This window comes from Rubrivivax sp. JA1026 (assembly GCF_011065555.1).
GTDB lineage: Bacteria > Pseudomonadota > Gammaproteobacteria > Burkholderiales > Burkholderiaceae_C > Rubrivivax > Rubrivivax benzoatilyticus.
Genome location: NZ_JAALCQ010000010.1, coordinates 168647 through 189120, shown reverse-complemented (window position 1 = coordinate 189120; position 20474 = coordinate 168647). Strand labels below are relative to the sequence as shown.

The following is a 20474-nucleotide window of genomic DNA, read 5'->3' as shown; positions in this document are numbered from 1 at the left end:
GGACTTGTCCGGGGCTCATTCCCGCGTGGCGGGACCGGCCGCCAGGCCGAAGGGTGCCCCAGCGAACCCTCAGGACTTGTCCGGGGCTCATTCCCGCGTGGCGGGACCGGCCGCAGGACTGAGGGTGCCCCAATGAGCCTTCATCAAGCCGAGATCGCCGCGGCGGCGGCGCGCCTGGTCGTCGAGGACGGGCTGGAGTACGCCGCCGCCAAGCGCAAGGCGGCGCGCGACCTGGGCCGGCGCAGCGGCCGGGCCGGCGAACTGCCGGGCAACGAGGAGGTCGAGGACGAGGTCCGCGCCTACCTGGAGCTGTTCTGCGCCGACACCCAGCCGGCCGAGCTGCGTGCGTTGCGCGAGACCGCCCGAGTCTGGATGCACCGGCTGGCCGAGTTCCGCCCGCACCTGGCCGGCGCCGTCTGGCGCGGCACCGCGACACGGCGCTCGGCGGTGCTCATCGACCTGTACTGCGACGATTCCAAGGCCGCCGAGATCGCGCTGATCAACGCCGGCGTCGACTACGACGTCGCCAGCATCGAGCGCCCGGGGGCCCCCGAGACCTCGGTGCTGATCGTCGGCAGCCGCAACGCCGAGCTCGGCGAGATCGTCACGCTGCATCTGGTCGTCAACGAGCACGACGCGCTGCGCGGCGCGCTCAAGCCCGATGCCCGCGGGCGCAGCTGGCGCGGCGACCTGGTGGCGCTGGAGCGGCTGCTGGCCGAGGGCGACGCATGATCCGACGCGCGCTTCTGGCCGCCGCGGTCGGCGGCGTCGGCGCCGGCCTGGCCTGGCGCTGGTTCGACGGCCGCCGGCTGTCGCCCGGCGACGAAGCGCTGTGGGCCGCCCGCTACCCGCGCCCGGACGGCCGCGAGCTGGCGGTCGCCGAACTGCGCGGCCGCCCGCTGATCGTCAACTTCTGGGCGCCGTGGTGCCCGCCCTGCGTCCAGGAGATGCCGGCGCTGGACCGGCTGCAGCGTCGGCGCTCCGACGTGACCGTGCTTGGAATTGCCGTTGATCAAGCCGAGCCGGTGCGCCGTTTCCTCGAGCGCAGCCCGGTCTCGTTCCCGATCGTGATCGCCGGTTTTGCCGGCATCGGCCTGTCGCAAGCCCTGGGCAACCCCGGCAGCGGCCTGCCCTACACGGTGCTGATGGCCTCTTCCGGCCGCCAGGTGCGGCACAAGTTCGGCGAGACCGACGACGCCGAGCTCGAGTCCTGGCTCGGCTGATCGCCGCGGCGCCGCAACGGGCGTTTTGAGCGATCTTCGATAATTTGCTGCCATCTGCGACCAAATTGGCGTAGAGTCCGCCCTCTCCACGAAGCCGCCAGGCCCCGACCCGAGCCGGCAGGAGCTTCGCAGTTCTGGAAAATAGGCATCAGAAGCGAGCCGTTCAGCCAGACTTATTGACCAGCAGCAGCCACGGCGAGCCCCGACAGGTTCACGCTAGGCCGCTCACCACGTTTCCCGCGCGGGACACCCCCGCCCGTCAGAAGAGGACCGACATGGACCTGAGAAAGCTCAAGACGCTCATCGACCTCGTTTCCGAGTCGAACATCTCCGAACTCGAAATCACCGAAGCCGAGGGCAAGGTCCGCATCGTCAAGGGCGGCGTCGCGACGGTGGCGATGGCGCCGGTCGTCGCCGCGGCGCCGGCCGCCGCGGCGGCGCCGGCCGCTGCCCCGGCCGCACCGGCCGCCGCCGAACCGGCAGCTCCGGCCGAGCCCGCCGGCAAGGTCATCAAGTCGCCGATGGTCGGCACCTTCTACCGCGCCGCCAGCCCGGGCGCCAAGCCGTTCGCCGACGTCGGCCAGCAGATCAAGGAAGGCGAGCCGGTCTGCATCATCGAGGCGATGAAGATCATGAACGAGATCGAGGCCGACTGCGCCGGGCGCATCGTGCGCATCCTGTGCGAGAACGGCCAGCCGGTCGAGTTCGGCCAGCCGCTGTTCATCGTCGAGTAAGCGCGACCGCCGTGTTCAAGAAGATCCTCATTGCGAACCGGGGCGAGATCGCCCTGCGCATCCAGCGGGCCTGTCGCGAGATGGGCATCAAGTCGGTCGTCGTCTACTCCGAGGCCGACCGCGAGGCCAAGTACGTCAAGCTCGCCGACGAGGCGGTCTGCATCGGCCCGGCGCCGTCGGCCCAGAGCTACCTCAACATGCCGGCGATCATCTCGACGGCCGAGGTCACCGACGCCGAGGCGATCCACCCCGGCTACGGCTTCCTGAGCGAGAACGCCGACTTCGCCGAGCGTGTCGAGAAGAGCGGCTTCGTCTTCATCGGCCCGACGCCCGAGGCGATCCGCATGATGGGCGACAAGGTGTCGGCCAAGCAGGCGATGCTGCGCGCGGGCGTGCCCTGCGTGCCCGGCACCGACGGCGCACTGCCCGAGGACCCGAAGGAGATCATCCGCCAGGCGCGCGCCATCGGCTATCCGGTGATCATCAAGGCCGCCGGCGGCGGCGGCGGCCGCGGCATGCGCGTCGTGCACACCGAGGCCGCGCTGCTCAACGCCGTGCAGACGACGCGCACCGAAGCCGGTGCCGCCTTCGGCAACCCGGCCGTCTACATGGAGAAGTTCCTGGAGAACCCGCGTCACGTGGAGATCCAGGTGCTGGCCGACAACTACCGCAACGCGGTCTGGCTCGGCGAGCGCGACTGCTCGATGCAGCGCCGCCACCAGAAGGTCATCGAGGAAGCGCCCGCGCCGAACATCCCGCGGCGCATCGTCGACCGCGTCGGCGAACGCTGCGCGGCGGCGTGCAAGAAGATCGGCTACCGCGGCGCCGGCACTTTCGAGTTCCTGTACGAGAACGGCGAGTTCTTCTTCATCGAGATGAACACGCGCGTGCAGGTCGAGCACCCGGTGACCGAGCTGGTGACCGGCATCGACATCGTGCAGATGCAGATCCGCATCGCCGCCGGCGAGAAGCTGCCGTTCGCCCAGCGCAACATCCAGCTGCGCGGCCACGCGATCGAGTGCCGGATCAACGCCGAGGACCCGTACAAGTTCACGCCGTCGCCGGGCCGCGTGACGATGTGGCACCCGCCGGGCGGCCCGGGCGTGCGCGTCGACTCGCATGCCTACACGAACTACTACGTGCCGCCGAACTACGACTCGATGATCGGCAAGGTCATCGTGCACGGCGACACGCGCGAGCAGGCGCTGGCGCGCATGCGCAGCGCACTCAGCGAGACGGTGGTCGAGGGCATCCAGACCAACATCCCGCTGCACCGCGAGCTGATGCTGGACGCCAAGTTCGTCGAAGGCGGCACCAGCATCCATTACCTGGAAGGCTGGCTCGCGCAACACAAGCGATGATCCGCTGATGATGTTTGAACTGGTGTTGCGGGCGCCCGAGGCGCTGGTGGAAGCCGTCTCCGACGCGCTGTCCGACGACCTGGACGCGCTGTCGGTCTCGGTCGAGGACGCCGACGCCGGCACCGACGCCGAGCAGGCGCTGTTCGGCGAGCCGGGCATGCCGGCGCCGCGCCCGGGCTGGGACCGCTCGACGCTGCGCGCCTTGTTCGAGGACGAGGCCGCGGCCGAACGTGCGGCGACGCTGCTGCTGGCGCAGGACTGGACCGAGGGCCTGTCGCTGCAGGCGCTCGAGCCGGTGGCCGAGCAGGACTGGGTGCGCATCACGCAGTCGCAGTTCGGCCCGGTCGAGATCACGCCCAGCTTCTGGATCGTGCCGAGCTGGCACGAGCCGCCGGCCGCCGCCGAGCGCGTGATCCGGCTCGATCCGGGCCTGGCCTTCGGCACCGGCACGCACCCGACGACCCGCATGTGCCTGCGCTGGATCGCCACGAACGCCCGGCCGTGGAGCCGCGTGCTCGACTACGGCTGCGGCTCGGGCATCCTGGCGATCGCGGCGGCGCTGCACGGCGCGGCGGCGGTCGACGCGGTCGACATCGACCCGGCTGCCGTCGACTCGACACGCGCCAACGCCACGGCCAACGGCGTGACGCTGAACGCCGGCCTGCCGGACGCGGCCGGCGGCGCCTACCCGCTGGTGCTGGCCAACATCCTGGCCACGCCGCTGAAGCTGCTGGCGCCGCTGCTGGCCGGCTTCGTCGCGCCGGGCGGCTCGCTGGTGCTGGCCGGCATCCTGGAGCGCCAGGCCGACGAGCTGAAGGCGGCTTACGCGCCGTTCCTGACGCTCGAAGTGAGCGACCGCGAGGACGGCTGGATCCTGATGACGGCAACGCGCATGGCATGATCGACGCATGACGCTCGCCGCCCGGTGCCCGTCCTGCGGTACCGTCTTCCGTGTGGTGCAGGACCAGCTTCGGGTCTCCGACGGCTGGGTTCGCTGCGGCCGCTGCGGCGAGGTCTTCAACGCGATCCAGAACCTCGTCGACCTCGACGTCGAGACGCCGCCGACACCCCCCCGACCGTCTGACCCGGAGCCGCCCGCAGCGCCGGCCTTCGACAGCCGTCCGGCGATCGACGCCGGGCCGGCAGACGAGCCCGACCCCGAACCCGCGCCCGAGACCGGTGCGACGCCGCCGGCCGAGCCGACGCACGCCGAGACCGTGCTGCTCGAACGCCATGCCGGCCTCGACGAGCCGCACCGGGAGGCGCCCGAGGATTGGGCCCCGGCCGCGACGGCCGACACCCCGCCCGAGGCGGCAGACGCCGAGCCCGTGGCCGCCGTGACCGAACCGGACACGCCACCGGCCGCGGCCGCCGAGGAGCCCAAGCCCGCCTTCCTGCGCCACGCCGAACGCCGCGAGCGCTGGCGCCGGCCGCGCGTGCGCGCCGCGCTGGCCGCCCTCTGCGTCGCCGGGGCCGCCGGCCTCGCGCTGCAGGCCGCCTACGAGTACCGCGACTTCGTCGCCGCCCGATGGCCGGCCACGCAGCCGCTGCTGGAGGCCTTGTGCCAGGCACCGGACTGCACGATCGCGCCCCCGCGCTCGATCGAAGGCCTGAGCGTCGAGAGCAGCGGCCTGGTGCGCGTCGAAGGCACGGCGATGTACCAGCTGCAACTGCTGCTGCGCAACCGCTCGGCGCTGCCGCTGGCGGTGCCGGCGCTGGACCTCACGCTGTCCGACAGCCGCGGCGGCATCGTCGCGCGCCGCGTCATCACGCCGGCCGAGGCCGGCATCGCCACGCCGGCGGTCGCGCCGGCAGCCGAAATGCCGATCCAGGTCACGCTGACGGCCGCCGGCAAGCCGGTGGCCGGCTATACGATCGAGATCTTCTACCCCTGAGCCTGCGCGCCGCGCGCGCGCCACTTCCCCGGAGTCTTCTATGCCCGCGTTGATCTGCGGATCGCTCGCCTTCGACACCATCACGACCTACCCCGGCCGCTTCGCGGAGCAGATCCTGCCGGAGCAGATGCACATCCTGAACCTGTCGTTCCTGGTGCCCACGCTGCGGCGCGAGTTCGGCGGCTGCGCCGGCAACATCGCCTACACGCTGCAGGCGCTGGGCGGCGAGGCGGTGGTCATGGCCGCGCTCGGCAACGACGGCGCCGACTACCTCGCGCGCATGAAGGGCTGGGGCGCCGACACCTCGCTGGTGATGGTCGACGAGGCCTCGTACACGGCGCAGGCGATGATCATCACCGACGTCCAGAACAACCAGATCACCGCCTTCCACCCGGGCGCGATGCAGAACGCGCACCTGGCCAAGGTGCCGGCGCGCGCCGACCTGAAGATCGGCATCATCTCGCCCGACGGCCGCGAGGCGATGGGCGAACACGCCGAGCAGATGCACGCCGCCGGCATCCCGTTCATCTTCGATCCGGGCCAGCAGCTGCCGATGTTCGACGGCCCGGCGCTGCGGCGCATGGTCGAGATCGCGAGCTGGGTCGCCGTCAACGACTACGAAGGCCGCATCCTCTGCGAACGCATCGGCACCGACCTCGCCGGCCTGTCGCGCTCGAACCTGAAGGGTGTCGTCGTGACGCTGGGCGAACGCGGCTGCGAGATCTGGACCGACGGCGAACGCCGCGAGGTGCCGGGCGTGGCCGCCGCCGGGATCGTCGACCCGACCGGCTGCGGCGACTCCTTCCGCGCCGCCCTGCTCTACGGCCTGGAACGCGGCTGGGACCTGGAACGCTGCGCCGCGCTGGGCAACCGCATCGGCGCGCTGAAGATCGCCAGCAAGGGCGGCCAGAACCACGTCGTCGACCGCGCCGCGCTGGGCCTCTGACGCCCGCCGCGCAGGCATGAAAAAGCCCGGCCGAGGCCGGGCTTGCAGACCACGACACCGGCCGCCTCGAGCGGCCGGTTCGTCATCAGGGCTTGTTGCCGGTCGGGAACGGCCAGGCGGCCGCCGGGCTCAGCGTCGTCTTGGCGGCCGGCGCGGGCGCCGCCGCCGGCGCAGGTTCGGCCTTCTTCGGCGCGGCCTTCTTCTTGGCCGGGGCCTTGGGCTCGGCCGCCTTCGGCGCCGGGGCCGCAGCCTTCTTCACGGTCGCCGCCTTCTTGGCCGGCGCCGCCGCCTTCTTCGCGGGGGCGGCCTTCTTCGCCGGAGCCGCCGCCTTCTTGGCCGGCGCTGCCGCCTTCTTCGCCGGAGCCGCCGCCTTCTTGGCCGGCGCTGCAGCCTTCTTCGCCGGAGCAGCGGCCTTCTTGGCCGGGGCCGCGGCCTTCTTCGCCGGCGCCGCCGCCTTCTTCACGGCAGCGGCCTTCTTCGCCGGGGCTGCCGCCTTCTTCGCCGGAGCGGCCTTCTTGGCCGGAGCCGCCGCCTTCTTGACCGCGGCGGCCTTCTTCGCCGGCGCAGCCTTCTTGGCCGGCGCAGCGGCCTTCTTCTCAGCCACGACCTTCTTGGCCGGAGCCGCCTTCTTTGCCGGCGCGGCCTTCTTGGCGGGCGCCTTCTTCGCAGTTGCCATCACGATCTCCTTGATCAAGTTGCAAAGAGCACCGCGCCGTCATGAGCGGCACGGCAATCCGTCGTCCGGCGTTCTGACGCCCGGCTGGGGCCGGGCACTCGCCCCGGTACGACGAATGGGGCAGCGGCCACGGGACGGCGCATCTGGCGGCGCTGTTCCCGGACCGCGGATGTGAAACGTCGCACGGGCCCCGCGAAGGCACCGTGCGACGGCAGCGGGCCGTGGCCCGCCGGGTTCGGGGAGCGGCGTTTCCCGCTCAATCCCATGACAGAGCGCCACCGCTCTGGTAGTCGATGACGCGGGTCTCGAAGAAGTTGCGCTCCTTCTTCAGGTCGATCATCTCGCTCATCCACGGGAACGGGTTCTCCTCGTTCGGGAAGAGCGCCTCCAGGCCGATCTGCGTCGCGCGCCGGTTGGCGATGTAGCGCAGGTAGCCCTTGAACATCGACGCGTTCATGCCGAGCACGCCGCGCGGCATCGTGTCCTCGGCGTAGCGGTACTCGAGCTCGACGGCGCGCTCGAACAGCGCGCGGATCTCGGCCTTGAACGCCGGCGTCCACAGCTGCGGGTTCTCGAGCTTGATCTGGTTGATCAGGTCGATGCCGAAATTGCAGTGCATCGACTCGTCGCGCAGGATGTACTGGTACTGCTCGGCCGCGCCGGTCATCTTGTTCTGCCGGCCCAGCGCCAGGATCTGCGTGAAGCCGACGTAGAAGAACAGGCCTTCCATCAGGCAGGCGAAGACGATCAGGCTCTTCAGCAGCGTCTGGTCGGCCTCGGGCGTGCCGGTGCGGAAGGCCGGGTCCATGATCGCGTCGATGAACGGGATCAGGAACTCGTCCTTGTCGCGGATCGCCGCGACCTCGTGATAGGCGTTGAAGATCTCGCCTTCGTCCAGCCCCAGCGACTCGACGATGTACTGGTAGGCGTGGGTGTGGATCGCCTCCTCGAAGGCCTGGCGCAGCAGGAACTGGCGGCACTCGGGCGCGGTGATGTGCCGGTAGGTGCCGAGCACGATGTTGTTGGCGGCCAGCGAGTCGGCGGTGACGAAGAAGCCGAGGTTGCGCTTGACGATGCGGCGCTCGTCCTCGGTCAGGCCGTTCGGGTCCTTCCAGAGCGCGATGTCGCGGCTCATGTTCACTTCCTGCGGCATCCAGTGGTTGGCGCAGGTGGCGAGGTACTTCTCCCAGGCCCACTTGTACTTGAACGGAACCAGCTGGTTCACGTCGGTCTGGCCGTTGATGATGCGCTTGTCGGCGACGTTGACGCGCCGCGTGTGGGCCGTCGCGGCGGGGCGCGAAACCGGCGTGGCATTCGTGGCCGCGACGCTTCGTGCGGCGGTGTCCGACGGGGGCGTCATCGCCACAGGGGCGATCGCCGGGGTGCTGCGTACTTCGTCTTCCCAGACCAGCATGTGTGGACGTCCTGTTGTTGAATTATCGAGGGCTTGCTCGGGATCACCAAGCACTAGTTGCCATGGGTGCGCATTCGGTGAACGCATGAGGTTCCGAAGAATGCGCACTTCGAGCGTTAGACGCTCCGAAGCCTTACTGGCAGGCCTCGCAATCGGGGTTGTCGATCGAGCAGAAGCGCACGTCGCTCGCGGGCTCGGCGGCCGCGGCGGCTTCCAGCCCGCCATGGCGCGGCACGGCGTTCATCGCGCCCGGCGCCACCGTGCTCTTCTCGGCGTGCGTCGCGCTCATCGTGCGCAGGTAGTAGGTGGTCTTCAGGCCGCGTGTCCACGCCAGCTTGTAGATCTCGTCGAGCTTCTTGCCCGAAGCGCCGGCCATGTAGATGTTCAGCGACTGCGCCTGGTCGATCCACTTCTGGCGCCGCGCCGCGGCCTCGACGAGCCAGCGTGCGTCGACCTCGAAGGCGGTGGCGTAGAGCTGCTTGAGCTCGTCGGGCACGCGGTCGACGGCGCGCAGCGAACCGTCGAAGTGCTTCAGGTCCATCACCATCACGTCGTCCCACAGCCCCAGGCGCTTCAGGTCGCGCACCAGGTACTCGTTGACGACGGTGAACTCGCCCGACAGGTTGCTCTTCACCGAGAGGTTGCCGAAGCAGGGCTCGATGGAGGCGTCGACGCCGATGATGTTGGAGATCGTCGCTGTCGGCGCGATCGCCACGCAGTTGGAGTTGCGCATGCCGTGCACGGCGATGCGCGCACGCAGCGCGGCCCAGTCCAGCGTCTGGCTGCGGTCGACCTCGACGTGGCCGCCGCGCTCGGCGGCCAGCAGGTCCAGCGTGTCCTGCGGCAGCACGCCGCGGTCCCACAGAGAGCCGCGGTAGCTGGAGTAGCGCCCGCGCTCCTCGGCCAGCTCGCTCGACGCCCAGTAGGCGTGGTAGCACAGCGCTTCCATCGAGCGGTCGGCGAACTCGACCGCGGCGTCGCTGGCGTAGGGCAGGCGCAGCTGGTACAGGCAGTCCTGGAAGCCCATCAGACCCAGGCCGACCGGACGGTGGCGCAGGTTGGCGTCGCGCGCCTTCTTGACCGCGTAGTAGTTGATGTCGATGACGTTGTCGAGCATGCGCATCGCCGTCGACACCGTGCGCTTCAACTTGGCCTGGTCGATGCCGCCGCCGGCGACGTGCTGCGCCAGGTTGATCGAGCCGAGGTTGCAGACCGCGATCTCGCTGTCGCTGGTGTTCAGCGTGATCTCGGTGCACAGGTTGCTGGAGTGCACGACACCGACGTGCTGCTGCGGGCTGCGCAGGTTGCAGGCGTCCTTGAACGTGATCCACGGATGCCCGGTCTCGAAGAGCATCGTCAGCATCTTGCGCCACAGGTCGCGCGCCGGCAGGCGCTTGCTCGGACGGATCTCGCCGCGGTCGGCCTTGCGCTCGTAGGCCACGTAGGCCTGCTCGAAGGCAGCGCCGAACTTGTCGTGCAGGTCGGGGCACGACGAAGGCGAGAACAGCGTCCAGTCGCCGCCTTCCATCACGCGCTTCATGAACAGGTCCGGAATCCAGTTCGCGGTGTTCATGTCGTGCGTGCGCCGGCGGTCGTCGCCGGTGTTCTTGCGCAGCTCGAGGAACTCCTCGATGTCCAGGTGCCAGGTCTCGAGATACGCGCAGACCGCGCCCTTCCTCTTGCCGCCCTGGTTGACCGCCACCGCGGTGTCGTTGACGACCTTCAGGAAGGGCACGACGCCCTGGCTCTTGCCGTTGGTGCCCTTGATGTGGCTGCCCAGCGCACGCACCGGGGTCCAGTCGTTGCCCAGGCCGCCGGCGAACTTGGACAGCAGCGCGTTCTCCTTCAGCGCCTCGTAGATGCCTTCGAGGTCGTCGGACACCGTCGTCAGGTAGCAAGACGACAGTTGCGAACGCCGCGTGCCGCTGTTGAACAGCGTCGGCGTCGAGGACATGAAGTCGAAGCTGGAGAGCACGTCGTAGAACTCGATCGCACGCGCCTCGCGGTCGATCTCGTTGAGCGCCAGGCCCATCGCGACACGCATGAAGAAGGCCTGCGGCAGCTCGATGCGGCGACCCTCGACGTGCAGGAAGTAGCGGTCGTACAGCGTCTGCAGACCGAGGTAGTCGAACTGCAGGTCGCGCTCGGGCTTCAGCGCCGCGCCCAGCCGGGCGAGGTCGAAGCGCTGCAGCTCCTCGTCGAGCAGTTCGGCCTGCACGCCCTGGCGCACGTAAGCGGGGAAGTACTCGGCGTAACGCGCGGCCATCGCCTCGGGGCGCACGTCGGCGCCGAGGATCTCGCGGCGGATCGTGTGCAGCAGCAGGCGCGCGGTGGCGCGCGTGTAGGCCGGGTCCTTCTCGATCAGCGTGCGCGAGGCCAGGATCGCCGCCTTGTAGACCTCGTCCAGCGGCACGCCGTCGTAGAGGTTGCGGCGCGTCTCGGCGAGGATGGGCTCGGCACGCACGTCCTCGCCCAGACCGGCGCAGGCCTGCTCGACCAGCGAACGCAGCGCGTCCAGATCCAGCGGCAGGCGCTGGCCGCCGTCCAGGACGTGCAGCTCGGGCGCCGCCGGCTGGGGCGCCGCGGCCTGGCGCGAGCGCTCCTGCGCCCGGCGTTCGCGGTAGAGCACGTAGGCGCGCGCGACCTCGTGGTGGCCGCCGCGCATCAGGCCGAGTTCCACGTGGTCCTGCACGTCCTCGATGTGGAAGGTGCCGCCGCCCGGGCGCGAACGCACCAGCGCCCGCACGACACCTTCGGTCAGCTGGTCCACCGTCTCGCGCACGCTGGCCGAGGCCGCACCCTGCGCGCCGTGCACGGCCAGGAAGGCCTTCATCAGCGCGACGGCGATCTTGTTGGGCTCGAAGGCGACGACCGAGCCGTTGCGGCGGATGATCTGGTAGCCGCTGACGGACGCGGCGGCCGGGGCGACGGCGGCGCTTCGAGCGGGCACGACGGCCTCGGTCGCGGGCGACTGGACTGCTTGCATGGGGTTCCCCTGTCGGTGTGGTGGGCGGAAGGCTGGGCGCGCTTTCGGCGCGGCGCGGCCGGGGAGGACCGCGGCACGGGCCGCACGCCGCAGCCCCCGGGGAAGCGGCCGACGGCGCCGGAGCACGACGCGAGCAGACACTATATCTAGCGCCACCAAAGCCTGCAATGCACTAGGAATAGCGTTCGCATGCGTGAAATCCCGCACCAGGAGCGGGCCGCGAGGCACCCTCGTGGAGCACCACGGGCGCACCTTCGAGAGACTGGCGGGCGAAGCGGAGAGAGGCGGCTCAGCCGACGGCCGGCGCCACGCGCAGCGCGGGTGCGCGCACGGCCAGCAGCCGCGCCAGACGCGGCCAGTCGAAGCCTGCGCCAGGGTCGTGCTTGCGCCCCGGCGCGACATGCTCGTGGCCGGTCAGCTCGGCCAGCGGATAGGCGCGCGCCAGCGCCGGCAGCAGCCGCGCCAGGCGGGCGTACTGCGCGGTCTCGAAAGGTTGGCCTTCCAGCCCTTCGAGCTCGATGCCGATCGACCAGTCGTTGCAGTTCTCGCGCCCGCGCCACACCGAACGCCCGGCATGCCAGGCGCGATCGTCGCAGGACACGAACTGCAGCAACTCGCCGCCGCGGCGGATGACGAAGTGCGCCGACACCTGCAGCCCGCGCAGCCGGTCGTAGTACGGGTGGGCGTCGCAGTCCAGCGTGTTCGTGAACAGGCGTTCGATGGCGTCACCGCCGTACTCGCCCGGCGGCAGGCTGATCGAGTGCAGCACCACCAGCGAGACCGCCGTGCCCGGTGGCCGCGGGCCGAAGTTGGGCGACGGGACGACCCGCGCGCCGGCGTACCAGCCGTCGCGCCAGTGACGCGGCGAGCCCGCCACTCAGTCGTCGCCGCTGCCGATGCCCAGCCGCGCCATGCGGTAGCGCATCTGGCGCAGCGACAGCCCGAGGCTGGCGCCGGCGGCGGTGCGGTTGTAGCGGTGGCGCTCGAGCGAACGCTCGAGGATCTCGCGCTCGACCTGGTCGAGGTAGGCCGCGAGGTCGTCGGGCAGCGGCACCTCGGCCGGCGCCGGCCGCAGCGGCGCTGGCGCCGGCGGCTCCAGTTCCTGGTGCCCGGAGTCGGCGAACACGGCTTCCGGCAACCCGAGGTCGCGGCACTCGACGACGCTGCCGCCGGCCAGCGTGACGGCACGGTGCAGCAGGTTCTCCAGCTCGCGCACGTTGCCGGGAAAGGCGTAGCGCGAGAGGTGCGCCAGCGCCTGGGCCGACAGCACCGGCGGCGGCGACACCCCGGCGTCGCCGGCGATGCGCTCGAGCACCGCGGCGGCGATCGCCGGCAGGTCCTCGAGCCGCTCGCGCAGCGGCGGCACGACGATCTCGATGACGTTCAGGCGGTAGAACAGGTCCTGGCGGAAACGCCCGGCATGCACCTCGGCCGAAAGGTCCTTGTGGGTGGCGCTGACGATGCGCACGTTGACCGACTGCTCGGCGACCGCACCCAGCGGCCGCACCGCACGCTCCTGCACCGCGCGCAGCAGCTTGCTCTGCATCGCCAGCGGCAGGTCGCCGATCTCGTCGAGGAACAGCGTGCCGCCCTGCGCGGCCTGGAAGAAGCCTTCGCGGTCCTCGACGGCGCCGGTGAAGGCGCCTCGGCGGTAGCCGAAGAACTCGGCTTCGAGCAGCGACTCCGGGATCGCGCCGCAGTTCACCGCGACGAAGGGCATCGCGTGGCGCGGCGACAGCTCGTGGATCGCACGCGCAACCAGCTCCTTGCCGGTGCCCGACTCGCCGTGCACCAGCACCGGCGCCATGCTGCGGGCGACCTTGCCGACCAGGCTGCGCACCTGCTGCAGCGCGGCCGACTCGCCGGCCATGCGCTCCAGCGCGCGGCGCGGCGGCAGCGTGTGGCGCGCGTCGGCCGGTCGCGCCGCACGCGCGCCGTCGGTCGCCGGCGTGCGCCCCAGCGCCGACGCGACGACGGCGCGGAACTGACGCAGGTCGACCGGCTTGGTGAGGTAGTCGTAGGCGCCGGCCTTCAGCGCCTCGACGGCGTTCTCGGCCGAGCCGTAGGCGGTGATGACGATGCCCTTCTCGCCGCGCCCGGCATCCTCCAGCCGGCGCAGCAAGTCCAGCCCGGTGCCGTCGGGCAAACGCATGTCGGTGATCAGCAGCTGGAAGCGGCGCGACTGCAGCGCGGCCCAGGCTTCCTCGACGGTCTCGGCGCTCTCGACGTCGTAACCCTCGCGCAGCAGCGTCAGCTCGTAGAGCGTGCGCAGGTCGGGCTCGTCGTCGACGACGAGCAATCGGGGCGGCGTGGCGGCGCTCACGGGGTCAGTTGCAGCGGGGAGTCGGCTGCCGGCAGCGGGCAGCGTTTCATCGTGACGACGAACTCGTTGCGGGCACCGACGTCGGCCTCGCGCCGGCGGTAGCCGATGCTCGCGCCGTAGCGCTCGCAGAGCTCGCGGCAAATATACAGGCCGAGGCCGGCGCCACGGCTGCGCGTCGAGAAGAACGGCTCGAAGATGTAAGGCTCGACCTCCGGCGCGATCGCCGGCCCGTCGCTGGCGACGACCAGCTGGGCCTGTGTCTCGGACAGCGCGAAGAGCTGCAGCCGGATCGCCGCCGGGGCCTCGCTGGCGTGGCGGCGGGCGTTGTCGAGTAGGTTGACGAGCACCCGGCGCAGATGCTCGGGATCGAAGCCGACACCCAGCGGCGCCTCCGGCAACTCGACACGCAGCCGGCTGGCATGGCCGAGCGGCAGCGAGGCCGTCGCGGCCCAGTCGGCGGCGGCACAGCCGACCTCGGCGGTGGCGTCCAGCGGCACCGGCACGGCCTGCGGGCCGCCCGGCGCCAGCTCCATGACGTCGTCGACGATGCGCTTGAGCCGGTCGACGTTGTCCGCGACGATGCGCGCCAGGCGCCGCTGCGCGGGCGCGAGCTCGTCTTCCAGCAACAGGGCGTTGGCCTGGGAGATCGCGGCCAGCGGGTTGCGGATCTCGTGCGCGATGCCGGCCGACACGCGGCCCATCGCCGCCAGCTTCTCCTGCTGCAGCCGGGCCTGGGCGATGCGCACGTCCTCCAGCAGCAGCACGCACAGCGGCTCGCCGGGCCCGCCCTCGGCCGGCGAGCGCCCGCGCACGAAACGCACGCGCAGGCGCAGCGTGCGCGGCACACCGCCGTCGAAGGCCAGCGTGACCTCGCGTCCGGCCTCGGGCCACTGGCGCTCGGCCAGCGCCTGGGACACCGAGCGCGCGAGCGGCGCCCAGCTCGCCCGCGTCTCCAGGCCGAACGGCGCCGGCGGGCTCAGCCCGGCGTCGACCAGCAGCGCACGCGCCGCCGGGTTGGCGGCGCGCACGCGCAGCCGCCCGTCGACGACCAGCACGCCGTCGACCATCTCCTCGATCACCAGCCGGTTGAGCTGGGCCTGCTGGCGCGCCAGCTCGAGGCTGCCGCGAGCGGCCTGCTCCTCGCGCGCCAGGCGCGCCGACAGCTCGCCCGACAGCAGCGCGATGACGAACAGGCCCAAGCCGGCCAGGCCGGACTGCAGCAGCGAGCCGGCGAGTTCGAGGTCGTCCCAGCCGCCGCGCGAGACGCCGGCCAGCAGCAGCAGCGCGACGCCGGCGGCGGTGCCCAGCGCCACCAGGCGCGGCCCGACGACACCGGCCATCAGCACCGGCAGCACCAGCAGTGCCGAGTAGTTGACCGGGCCGCCGCTGCCACCCAGGTGCAGCGCCCCGAAGGTGACGAGGTCGACCCCGACGGTGGCCAGCCACTGCCGCCGGCGCAGCATCGGCGAGGCCACCGGCGTGGTCAGCGGCTGGAAGCGCGGCAGCAGCCACAGCGCGATCGCCTGCACCGCGTAGGCGATGCAGATCAGCGTCAGCGGCAGCGACAGGCGCGCGCCGAGCAGGTTGCCGGCGCCCTGCACCGCCACCAGCGCGATGCCGAAGGCCGCGCGCACCGCGGCATAGGTGCGGTGGATGCGCGCCAGCGCGCTGTCCTCGGCGCCGATGACACGCTGCGACCACAGCGAGCGCAGGCGCTGGTCGATCTCCTGGTTGCCGCTGGCGGCCCAGTTCGGGTCGAAGCTGGACTCGTGGCCGAACCACGAGGACTCCGCATGCGGCGGCGTCGCCCGCCGGTCGCCCTGGCGCCGATCGCCCTGCCGACGGTCCTGCGCCGGCGCGTCCATCCGCGGCCTAGCGCGGCCCGGCGAGGCGGTGCGCCTCGCTGCAGTAGCGGCGGCCGGCGACGTCGGCGAGCGCCTCGTCGGCCGGCAGGTGCACGCCACAGCGGGCGCATTCGACCATCTCCTGCGGCTGCGCCGGCGCCGCGGCGCCGCGGGCGCGCCGGGCCGGCGCCGCAGCCTCACGGCCACGACCGCGGCCGAACATCAGCCAGAGCACGAAGCCGACGACGGCGATGACGAGCAGGTACTTCACGCCGGCGGCCGCCCCAGCAGCACCTCGAAGACGAAGCGCGAGCCGGCATACGCGAGCAGCAGCAGCACCGCGCCGACATAGACCCAGCGCGTGGCCTGGCGGCCGCGCCAGCCCTGGCGGTGGCGGCCGACGAGCAGCGCCGCGAACACCGCCCAGCCGAGCAGCGAGAACACCACCTTGTGGTCCCAGCGCCAGCCGACCGAGGTCAGCGCGCCCAGCGCGATCGTCGCCGTCAGCACCGAGAAGCCGGCCTCGACGAAGCGGAAGGTCAGGCGCTCGAGCAGCAGCAGCGGCATGCCGGTGCGCGGCTGGTGGATGCCGGAGTGCTCGCGCAGCCGGCGCTCGCTGGCGTCGAGCATCATCGCGTGCACGACCGCGGCGCCGAACAGGCTGTACGAGCCGACACCGAGCGCGAAGTGCAGCGGCGCCAGCGGCGAGTGGTACTGGTGCGGCTCGCCCGGGAACAGCGCCGCCAGCACGACGACGACCGCACCGCAGACCGCCAGCCAGCGACGCACCGCCGGCAGCGGCATGAAGCGGTTTTCCACCGTGTGCACCGCCATCACCAGCCAGACCGTCAGCGACAGCACCGGGCCGAAACCGACCCGTGCACCGGGCACCTCCTGGCCGATGCCACCGATGTCGAGCACCAGCGCCGCGAGGTGGGCGATCCAGCCGACGTGCAGCGCGGCGATCCAGATGCGGCCCGACTTGGCCAGGGGCAGCGCGGCGACAACGTAGCCGGCGATCGCCAGCAGCGCGACGAACAGCGGCAGGCCACCGCTCACCACGGGAGAGGCACTCGATAGAATCATGCTGACAGTGTACTTTTTGCAGGCCGTTCCCGGCCTGAAGCGGCGATGGCCTCGAACCTATCCGACCGGCTTTCGAGGCTGGTCAAGACGATGCGCGGCCAGGCCCGCATCACCGAAGGCAACGTGCAGGACATGCTGCGCGAAGTGCGCATGGCCCTGCTCGAGGCCGACGTCGCGCTGCCGGTGGTGCGCGACTTCATCGCCCGCGTCAAGGACAAGGCGCTCGGCCAGGAGGTCGCCGGCTCGCTGAACCCGGGCCAGGCCCTGGTCGGCATCGTCCACAAGGAACTCGCCGCGACGATGGGCGACGGTGTCGCCGACCTGAACCTCGCGGTCCAGCCGCCGGCAGTCATCCTGATGGCCGGTCTGCAGGGCGCCGGCAAGACGACGACCACCGCGAAGCTGGCCAAGCACCTGATCGAGCGGCGCAAGAAGAAGGTGCTGACGGTCTCCGCCGACGTCTACCGCCCGGCCGCCATCGACCAGCTGAAGACGGTGACGAAGCAGGCCGGTGCCGAGTGGTTCCCGAGCGCGCCGAGCGACAAGCCGCGCGACATCGCGCTGGCCGCGCTGGACCACGCCCGTCGCCACTACTTCGACGTGCTGCTCGTCGACACCGCCGGCCGGCTGGCGATCGACGAGGCGCTGATGGCCGAGATCCGCGAGCTGCACGCCACGCTGAAGCCGGTCGAGACGCTGTTCGTCGTCGACGCGATGCAGGGCCAGGACGCGATCAACACCGCCAAGGCCTTCAAGGAGGCGCTGCCGCTGTCGGGCATCGTGCTGACCAAGCTCGACGGCGACTCGCGCGGCGGCGCCGCGCTGTCGGTGCGCCAGGTCGCCGGCGCGCCGATCAAGTTCGCCGGCGTGTCCGAGAAGATCGACGGCCTGGAGGTCTTCGACGCCGAGCGCCACGCCGGGCGTGTGCTCGGCATGGGCGACATCGTCGCCCTGGTCGAGGAGGTGCAGAAGGGCGTCGACCTGAAGGAGGCGCAGAAGCTCGCCGACAAGGTCAAGTCCGGCGGCTTCGACCTCAACGACTTCCTCTCGCAGATCAGCCAGATGAAGAAGATGGGCGGCCTGGCCGGGCTGATGGACAAGCTGCCCACCCAGATCACCGCCAAGGCCAAGGGCGCCGACATGGACAAGGCGGAGCGCGACGTCCGCCGCATGGAAGGCATCATCAACTCGATGACGGCGCTCGAGCGGCGCAAGCCCGAGCTGATCAAGGCCAGCCGCAAGCGCCGCATCGCCGCCGGCGCCGGCGTTCACGTCCAGGAAGTCAACCGCCTGCTCAACCAGTTCGAGCAGATGCAGGGCGTGATGAAGAAGATGAAGGGCGGCGGCCTGATGAAGATGATGAAGCGCATGGGCGGCATGAAGGGCATGCTGCCGCCGGGGATGGGCGGCTGAGCCGGCGCGCTTTCAAACGGCCAGCGCTGCGCACCACCGAACAGACGGGGTCACGAACAGCCGCGAACAGCACGGGGTCAGGTCTCTCAAGACCTGACCCCGTTCTTTCTGACCCCGTTCTTTCGGCTCTTCGCCAGGCGCGAACGGTCCACCGGGCCGTTCACGTCCGGGCTCACCCCAGCAGCGCGTTCGCGAATTCCCGCGCGTCGAAGGTCTGCAGGTCTTCCAGCCGCTCGCCGACGCCGATGAAGTAGACCGGCACGACGCGGCCCTGCTCGGCGCACCAGCGGGCGATCGCGGCCAGCACGCCGCCCTTGGCGGTGCCGTCGAGCTTGGTGACGATCAAGCCGGTGAGGCCCAGCGCGGCGTCGAAGGCCTTCACCTGGGCCAGCGCGTTCTGGCCGGTGTTGCCGTCGATGACCAGCAGCACCTCGTGCGGCGCCCCCTCCTGCGCCTTGCCGATCGTGCGCTTGATCTTCTTCAGCTCGTCCATAAGGTGCAGCTGCGTCGGCAGGCGCCCGGCGGTGTCGGCGATGACGACGTCGCAGCCGCGCGCGCGGCCGGCGGTGACGGCGTCGAAGCTCACCGCGGCCGGGTCGCCGCCCTGCTGGCTGACGATCTCGACGCGGTTGCGGTCGGCCCAGACGGCGAGCTGCTCACGCGCCGCGGCGCGGAAGGTGTCGGCCGCAGCCAACAGCACACGGCGGTCGGACTCGGCCAGATGGCGCGTCAGCTTGCCGATCGTCGTCGTCTTGCCGGCACCGTTGACGCCGGCCACCATCACGACGGTCGGCGTCTGCTGGCCGATGACCAGCGGCTTCTGCAGCGGCGCCAGCAGCTCGGCCACGGCGTCGGCGAGCAGCGCCTTGACGACCGCCGGCTCGGTGGCCTTGGCCTCCTTCACACGGCGCTTCAGGTCCTGCAGCAGGTACTGCGTCGCGCCGACACCGGCATCGGCCACCAGCAGCGCCGACTCCAGGTCCTCGTACAGCGCATCGTCGATCTTCGTGCCGGTGAAGACCTGCGTGATGCTGCTGCCGGTCTTGCGCAAGCCGAGCTTCAGCCGGTCGAGCCAGCGCGAGCGCGGCTCGGCCACGGCCGGCACCTCGGCCACCGGAGCGACCTCGACGGGCGCCGGTCCGGGCACGGCCTCGGGCTCCGGCGCCGCCGCCAGCGCCGCACGCTCGAGCTCGTCATCCGACAGCGCCGGGGCCTGCTCCGAGGCCTCGGCGGGCGTCGGCTCGACGGGGGCGGCCGGGGCCGGTGTGACCTTCTTCTTGAAAAAGCTGAACATCGGAGGTGACGAGTTGGCGAGAGCCTTGTTATACTGCTGGGCTCAGGCGCTTTAGCTCAGTTGGTTAGAGCGACGGAATCATAATCCGCAGGTCCGGGGTTCAAGTCCCTGAAGCGCCACCAGATTACTTAGTTCTCCCTGTGTAGCGGGCGACTGCAGACACCTTCCACCAACTCCGCCGGTGCAAATGGCGGTTTCGCAGTGTGAAGGTCTGGCATGTCGACTTCCATCCCCTCCGCCGGTCTCCCGGGCGCCGTCGATCGTTGCAGCGATCCGGCAACAGGGAGCCACACCGCTGGCACGCCTGCCGCGGTGACCCTTCCGCATAGCCTGATGCTTGCCGGCGCCCTGCCGGTGCGCGATGGCTCCATCACGATCTCGCGGCTCTGCGACCTCTACATGGCGCAGTACACCGGGCGCGACCGCACCGTTCCGCAGCGCCTGGACTTCTGGCGCAGCCAGATCGGCTCAATCCCGCTGGAGCAGTTGACCGATGACGAGGTACACCTCGGCATCGAAGCACTGACGCAGCGCACTAGTCGTTACTACGCCGGCAAGGACGCTGACGGGAGGCCGATCTTCCGCGCGAAGCGCAAGCCGCTGGCAGGCTCGACGATCAACCGCTACATCTCTGCGCTGGCGTCGGTCCTCACCTGGGCGATTCGCAAACGGATTGCCCCAAAGGGCTTTGATCATCCCGTCCGCCGGATCGAGCTGAACCGAGAAGGATCCGGGAAGACCCGCTTCCTGTCGGACGACGAGCGCCGTCGCCTGCTTGAGGCCTGCAAGGCGTCGACGTGGCCCCGCCTGTACCTGCTGGTCCTGATGGCCCTAACGACGGGCGCCCGCAAGAGCGAGTTGCTCGGCCTGCATTGGCGCGACGTGGACCTCGAGCGGGCCCTCGCCTTCGTTGACGTCTCAAAGAACGGCGACCCCAAAGGCTTGCCCCTGTTGCCGGCCGTCATCGAGCAACTGCACCAGTTCAAGGGCGCACCGACCACGCTCGTCTTCCCCTCACACCGCGATTCGAAGAAGCCGATCAGCTTCGAGAAGCCGTGGCACGACGCGCTGAAGGCGGCGGGAGTCAAAGCATTCCGCTTCCACGACCTGCGCCACAGCTGCGCCAGCTTCCTCGCGCAGAACGGCGCCTCCCTGCTGGAGATCGCGGACCTGCTCGGGCATCGCCAGATCTCCATGACGAAGCGCTACAGCCACTTCGCGGCCGGCGACCGTAGTGCGCTGGTGGAACGCGTGATGGGCGACATCCGCTGAGCGAGCC

General features: G+C 70.8%; 18 protein-coding genes and 1 tRNA gene. 10 read left to right on the top strand and 9 right to left on the bottom strand.

Annotated features, from left to right (window positions below; all coding sequences use genetic code 11):
* Positions 1 to 132 precede the first annotated feature (132 nt).
* The 7 genes from G5B56_RS16975 (at position 133) to G5B56_RS16945 (ending at position 6159) form a co-directional block, all read left to right on the top strand.
* Entirely contained in the window at positions 133 to 732 is a 600-nt protein-coding gene (locus G5B56_RS16975; RefSeq protein WP_009857647.1) for a hypothetical protein, read from the top strand.
* On the top strand, positions 729 to 1223 hold the full coding sequence (locus tag G5B56_RS16970) for a TlpA disulfide reductase family protein (protein WP_164963980.1): 495 nt from the start codon (positions 729 to 731) through the stop codon (positions 1221 to 1223). Before G5B56_RS16975 ends, G5B56_RS16970 begins: the two co-directional genes overlap by 4 nt.
* 275 nt (positions 1224 to 1498) lie before the next feature.
* Positions 1499 to 1957 carry an acetyl-CoA carboxylase biotin carboxyl carrier protein gene (gene accB / locus G5B56_RS16965; RefSeq protein ID WP_029718532.1) on the top strand — a complete coding sequence of 153 codons (459 nt, stop codon included), beginning with the start codon at positions 1499 to 1501 and terminating at the stop codon, positions 1955 to 1957.
* An 11-nt stretch (positions 1958 to 1968) separates the two neighbouring features.
* Entirely contained in the window at positions 1969 to 3318 is a 1350-nt protein-coding gene (gene accC, locus G5B56_RS16960; RefSeq protein ID WP_009857565.1) for an acetyl-CoA carboxylase biotin carboxylase subunit, read from the top strand.
* A gap of 10 nt (positions 3319 to 3328) precedes the next feature.
* Positions 3329 to 4219 carry a 50S ribosomal protein L11 methyltransferase gene (prmA, locus tag G5B56_RS16955; RefSeq protein WP_029718533.1) on the top strand — a complete coding sequence of 297 codons (891 nt, stop codon included), beginning with the start codon at positions 3329 to 3331 and terminating at the stop codon, positions 4217 to 4219.
* Between the two features lie 7 nt (positions 4220 to 4226).
* Positions 4227 to 5213: a DUF3426 domain-containing protein gene (locus tag G5B56_RS16950; RefSeq protein WP_164963979.1), complete on the top strand. Its 987-nt coding sequence runs from the start codon at positions 4227 to 4229 to the stop codon at positions 5211 to 5213.
* Between the two features lie 40 nt (positions 5214 to 5253).
* On the top strand, positions 5254 to 6159 hold the full coding sequence (locus tag G5B56_RS16945) for a carbohydrate kinase family protein (protein WP_009857562.1): 906 nt from the start codon (positions 5254 to 5256) through the stop codon (positions 6157 to 6159).
* Between the two features lie 85 nt (positions 6160 to 6244).
* On the opposite strand, the gene G5B56_RS16940 is transcribed toward G5B56_RS16945, so the two are convergent.
* The 8 genes from G5B56_RS16940 to G5B56_RS16905 form a co-directional block, all read right to left on the bottom strand.
* Positions 6245 to 6835, bottom strand: a complete 591-nt coding sequence (locus G5B56_RS16940) for a histone (RefSeq protein WP_164963978.1) — start codon at positions 6833 to 6835, stop codon at positions 6245 to 6247.
* Between the two features lie 256 nt (positions 6836 to 7091).
* Positions 7092 to 8249 (bottom strand): ribonucleotide-diphosphate reductase subunit beta, encoded by a 1158-nt coding sequence (locus tag G5B56_RS16935; protein ID WP_164963977.1) that lies wholly within the window; start codon positions 8247 to 8249, stop codon positions 7092 to 7094.
* 133 nt (positions 8250 to 8382) lie between these two features.
* Positions 8383 to 11235, bottom strand: a complete 2853-nt coding sequence (locus tag G5B56_RS16930) for a ribonucleoside-diphosphate reductase subunit alpha (RefSeq protein WP_164963976.1) — start codon at positions 11233 to 11235, stop codon at positions 8383 to 8385.
* A 289-nt stretch (positions 11236 to 11524) separates the two neighbouring features.
* Positions 11525 to 12112, bottom strand: a complete 588-nt coding sequence (gene ampD / locus G5B56_RS16925; RefSeq protein ID WP_164963975.1) for a 1,6-anhydro-N-acetylmuramyl-L-alanine amidase AmpD — start codon at positions 12110 to 12112, stop codon at positions 11525 to 11527.
* Positions 12113 to 13558, bottom strand: a complete 1446-nt coding sequence (locus G5B56_RS16920) for a sigma-54 dependent transcriptional regulator (RefSeq protein ID WP_164963974.1) — start codon at positions 13556 to 13558, stop codon at positions 12113 to 12115. It abuts the gene before it with no gap.
* Positions 13555 to 15423: a PAS domain-containing sensor histidine kinase gene (locus G5B56_RS16915; protein ID WP_009857556.1), complete on the bottom strand. Its 1869-nt coding sequence runs from the start codon at positions 15421 to 15423 to the stop codon at positions 13555 to 13557. The genes G5B56_RS16920 and G5B56_RS16915 overlap by 4 nt, the downstream gene beginning before the upstream one ends.
* A gap of 7 nt (positions 15424 to 15430) precedes the next feature.
* Positions 15431 to 15673 (bottom strand): PP0621 family protein, encoded by a 243-nt coding sequence (locus G5B56_RS16910; RefSeq protein ID WP_009857555.1) that lies wholly within the window; start codon positions 15671 to 15673, stop codon positions 15431 to 15433.
* The gene (locus tag G5B56_RS16905) at positions 15670 to 16488 is read right to left on the bottom strand and encodes an inner membrane protein YpjD (RefSeq protein WP_164963973.1); all 819 of its coding nucleotides are present in this window, start codon (positions 16486 to 16488) and stop codon (positions 15670 to 15672) included. Before G5B56_RS16905 ends, G5B56_RS16910 begins: the two co-directional genes overlap by 4 nt.
* Before the next feature lie 45 nt (positions 16489 to 16533).
* Between G5B56_RS16905 and ffh the strand changes: the two genes are divergently transcribed.
* Complete coding sequence (gene ffh, locus G5B56_RS16900; protein WP_164963972.1) at positions 16534 to 17901, top strand: signal recognition particle protein; 1368 nt, start codon at positions 16534 to 16536, stop codon at positions 17899 to 17901.
* 172 nt (positions 17902 to 18073) lie between these two features.
* Here the strand turns inward: ffh and ftsY are convergent, their stop codons facing one another.
* Positions 18074 to 19195, bottom strand: coding sequence for a signal recognition particle-docking protein FtsY (gene ftsY / locus G5B56_RS16895; protein ID WP_009857552.1), 1122 nt, complete (start codon positions 19193 to 19195; stop codon positions 18074 to 18076).
* A 45-nt stretch (positions 19196 to 19240) separates the two neighbouring features.
* Between ftsY and G5B56_RS16890 the strand changes: the two genes are divergently transcribed.
* Both G5B56_RS16890 and G5B56_RS16885 read left to right on the top strand, forming a co-directional pair.
* Positions 19241 to 19317, top strand: a tRNA-Met gene (locus G5B56_RS16890).
* Positions 19318 to 19411: 94 nt separating this feature from the next.
* Positions 19412 to 20467 (top strand): site-specific integrase, encoded by a 1056-nt coding sequence (locus G5B56_RS16885; protein WP_164963971.1) that lies wholly within the window; start codon positions 19412 to 19414, stop codon positions 20465 to 20467.
* Positions 20468 to 20474 lie beyond the last annotated feature (7 nt).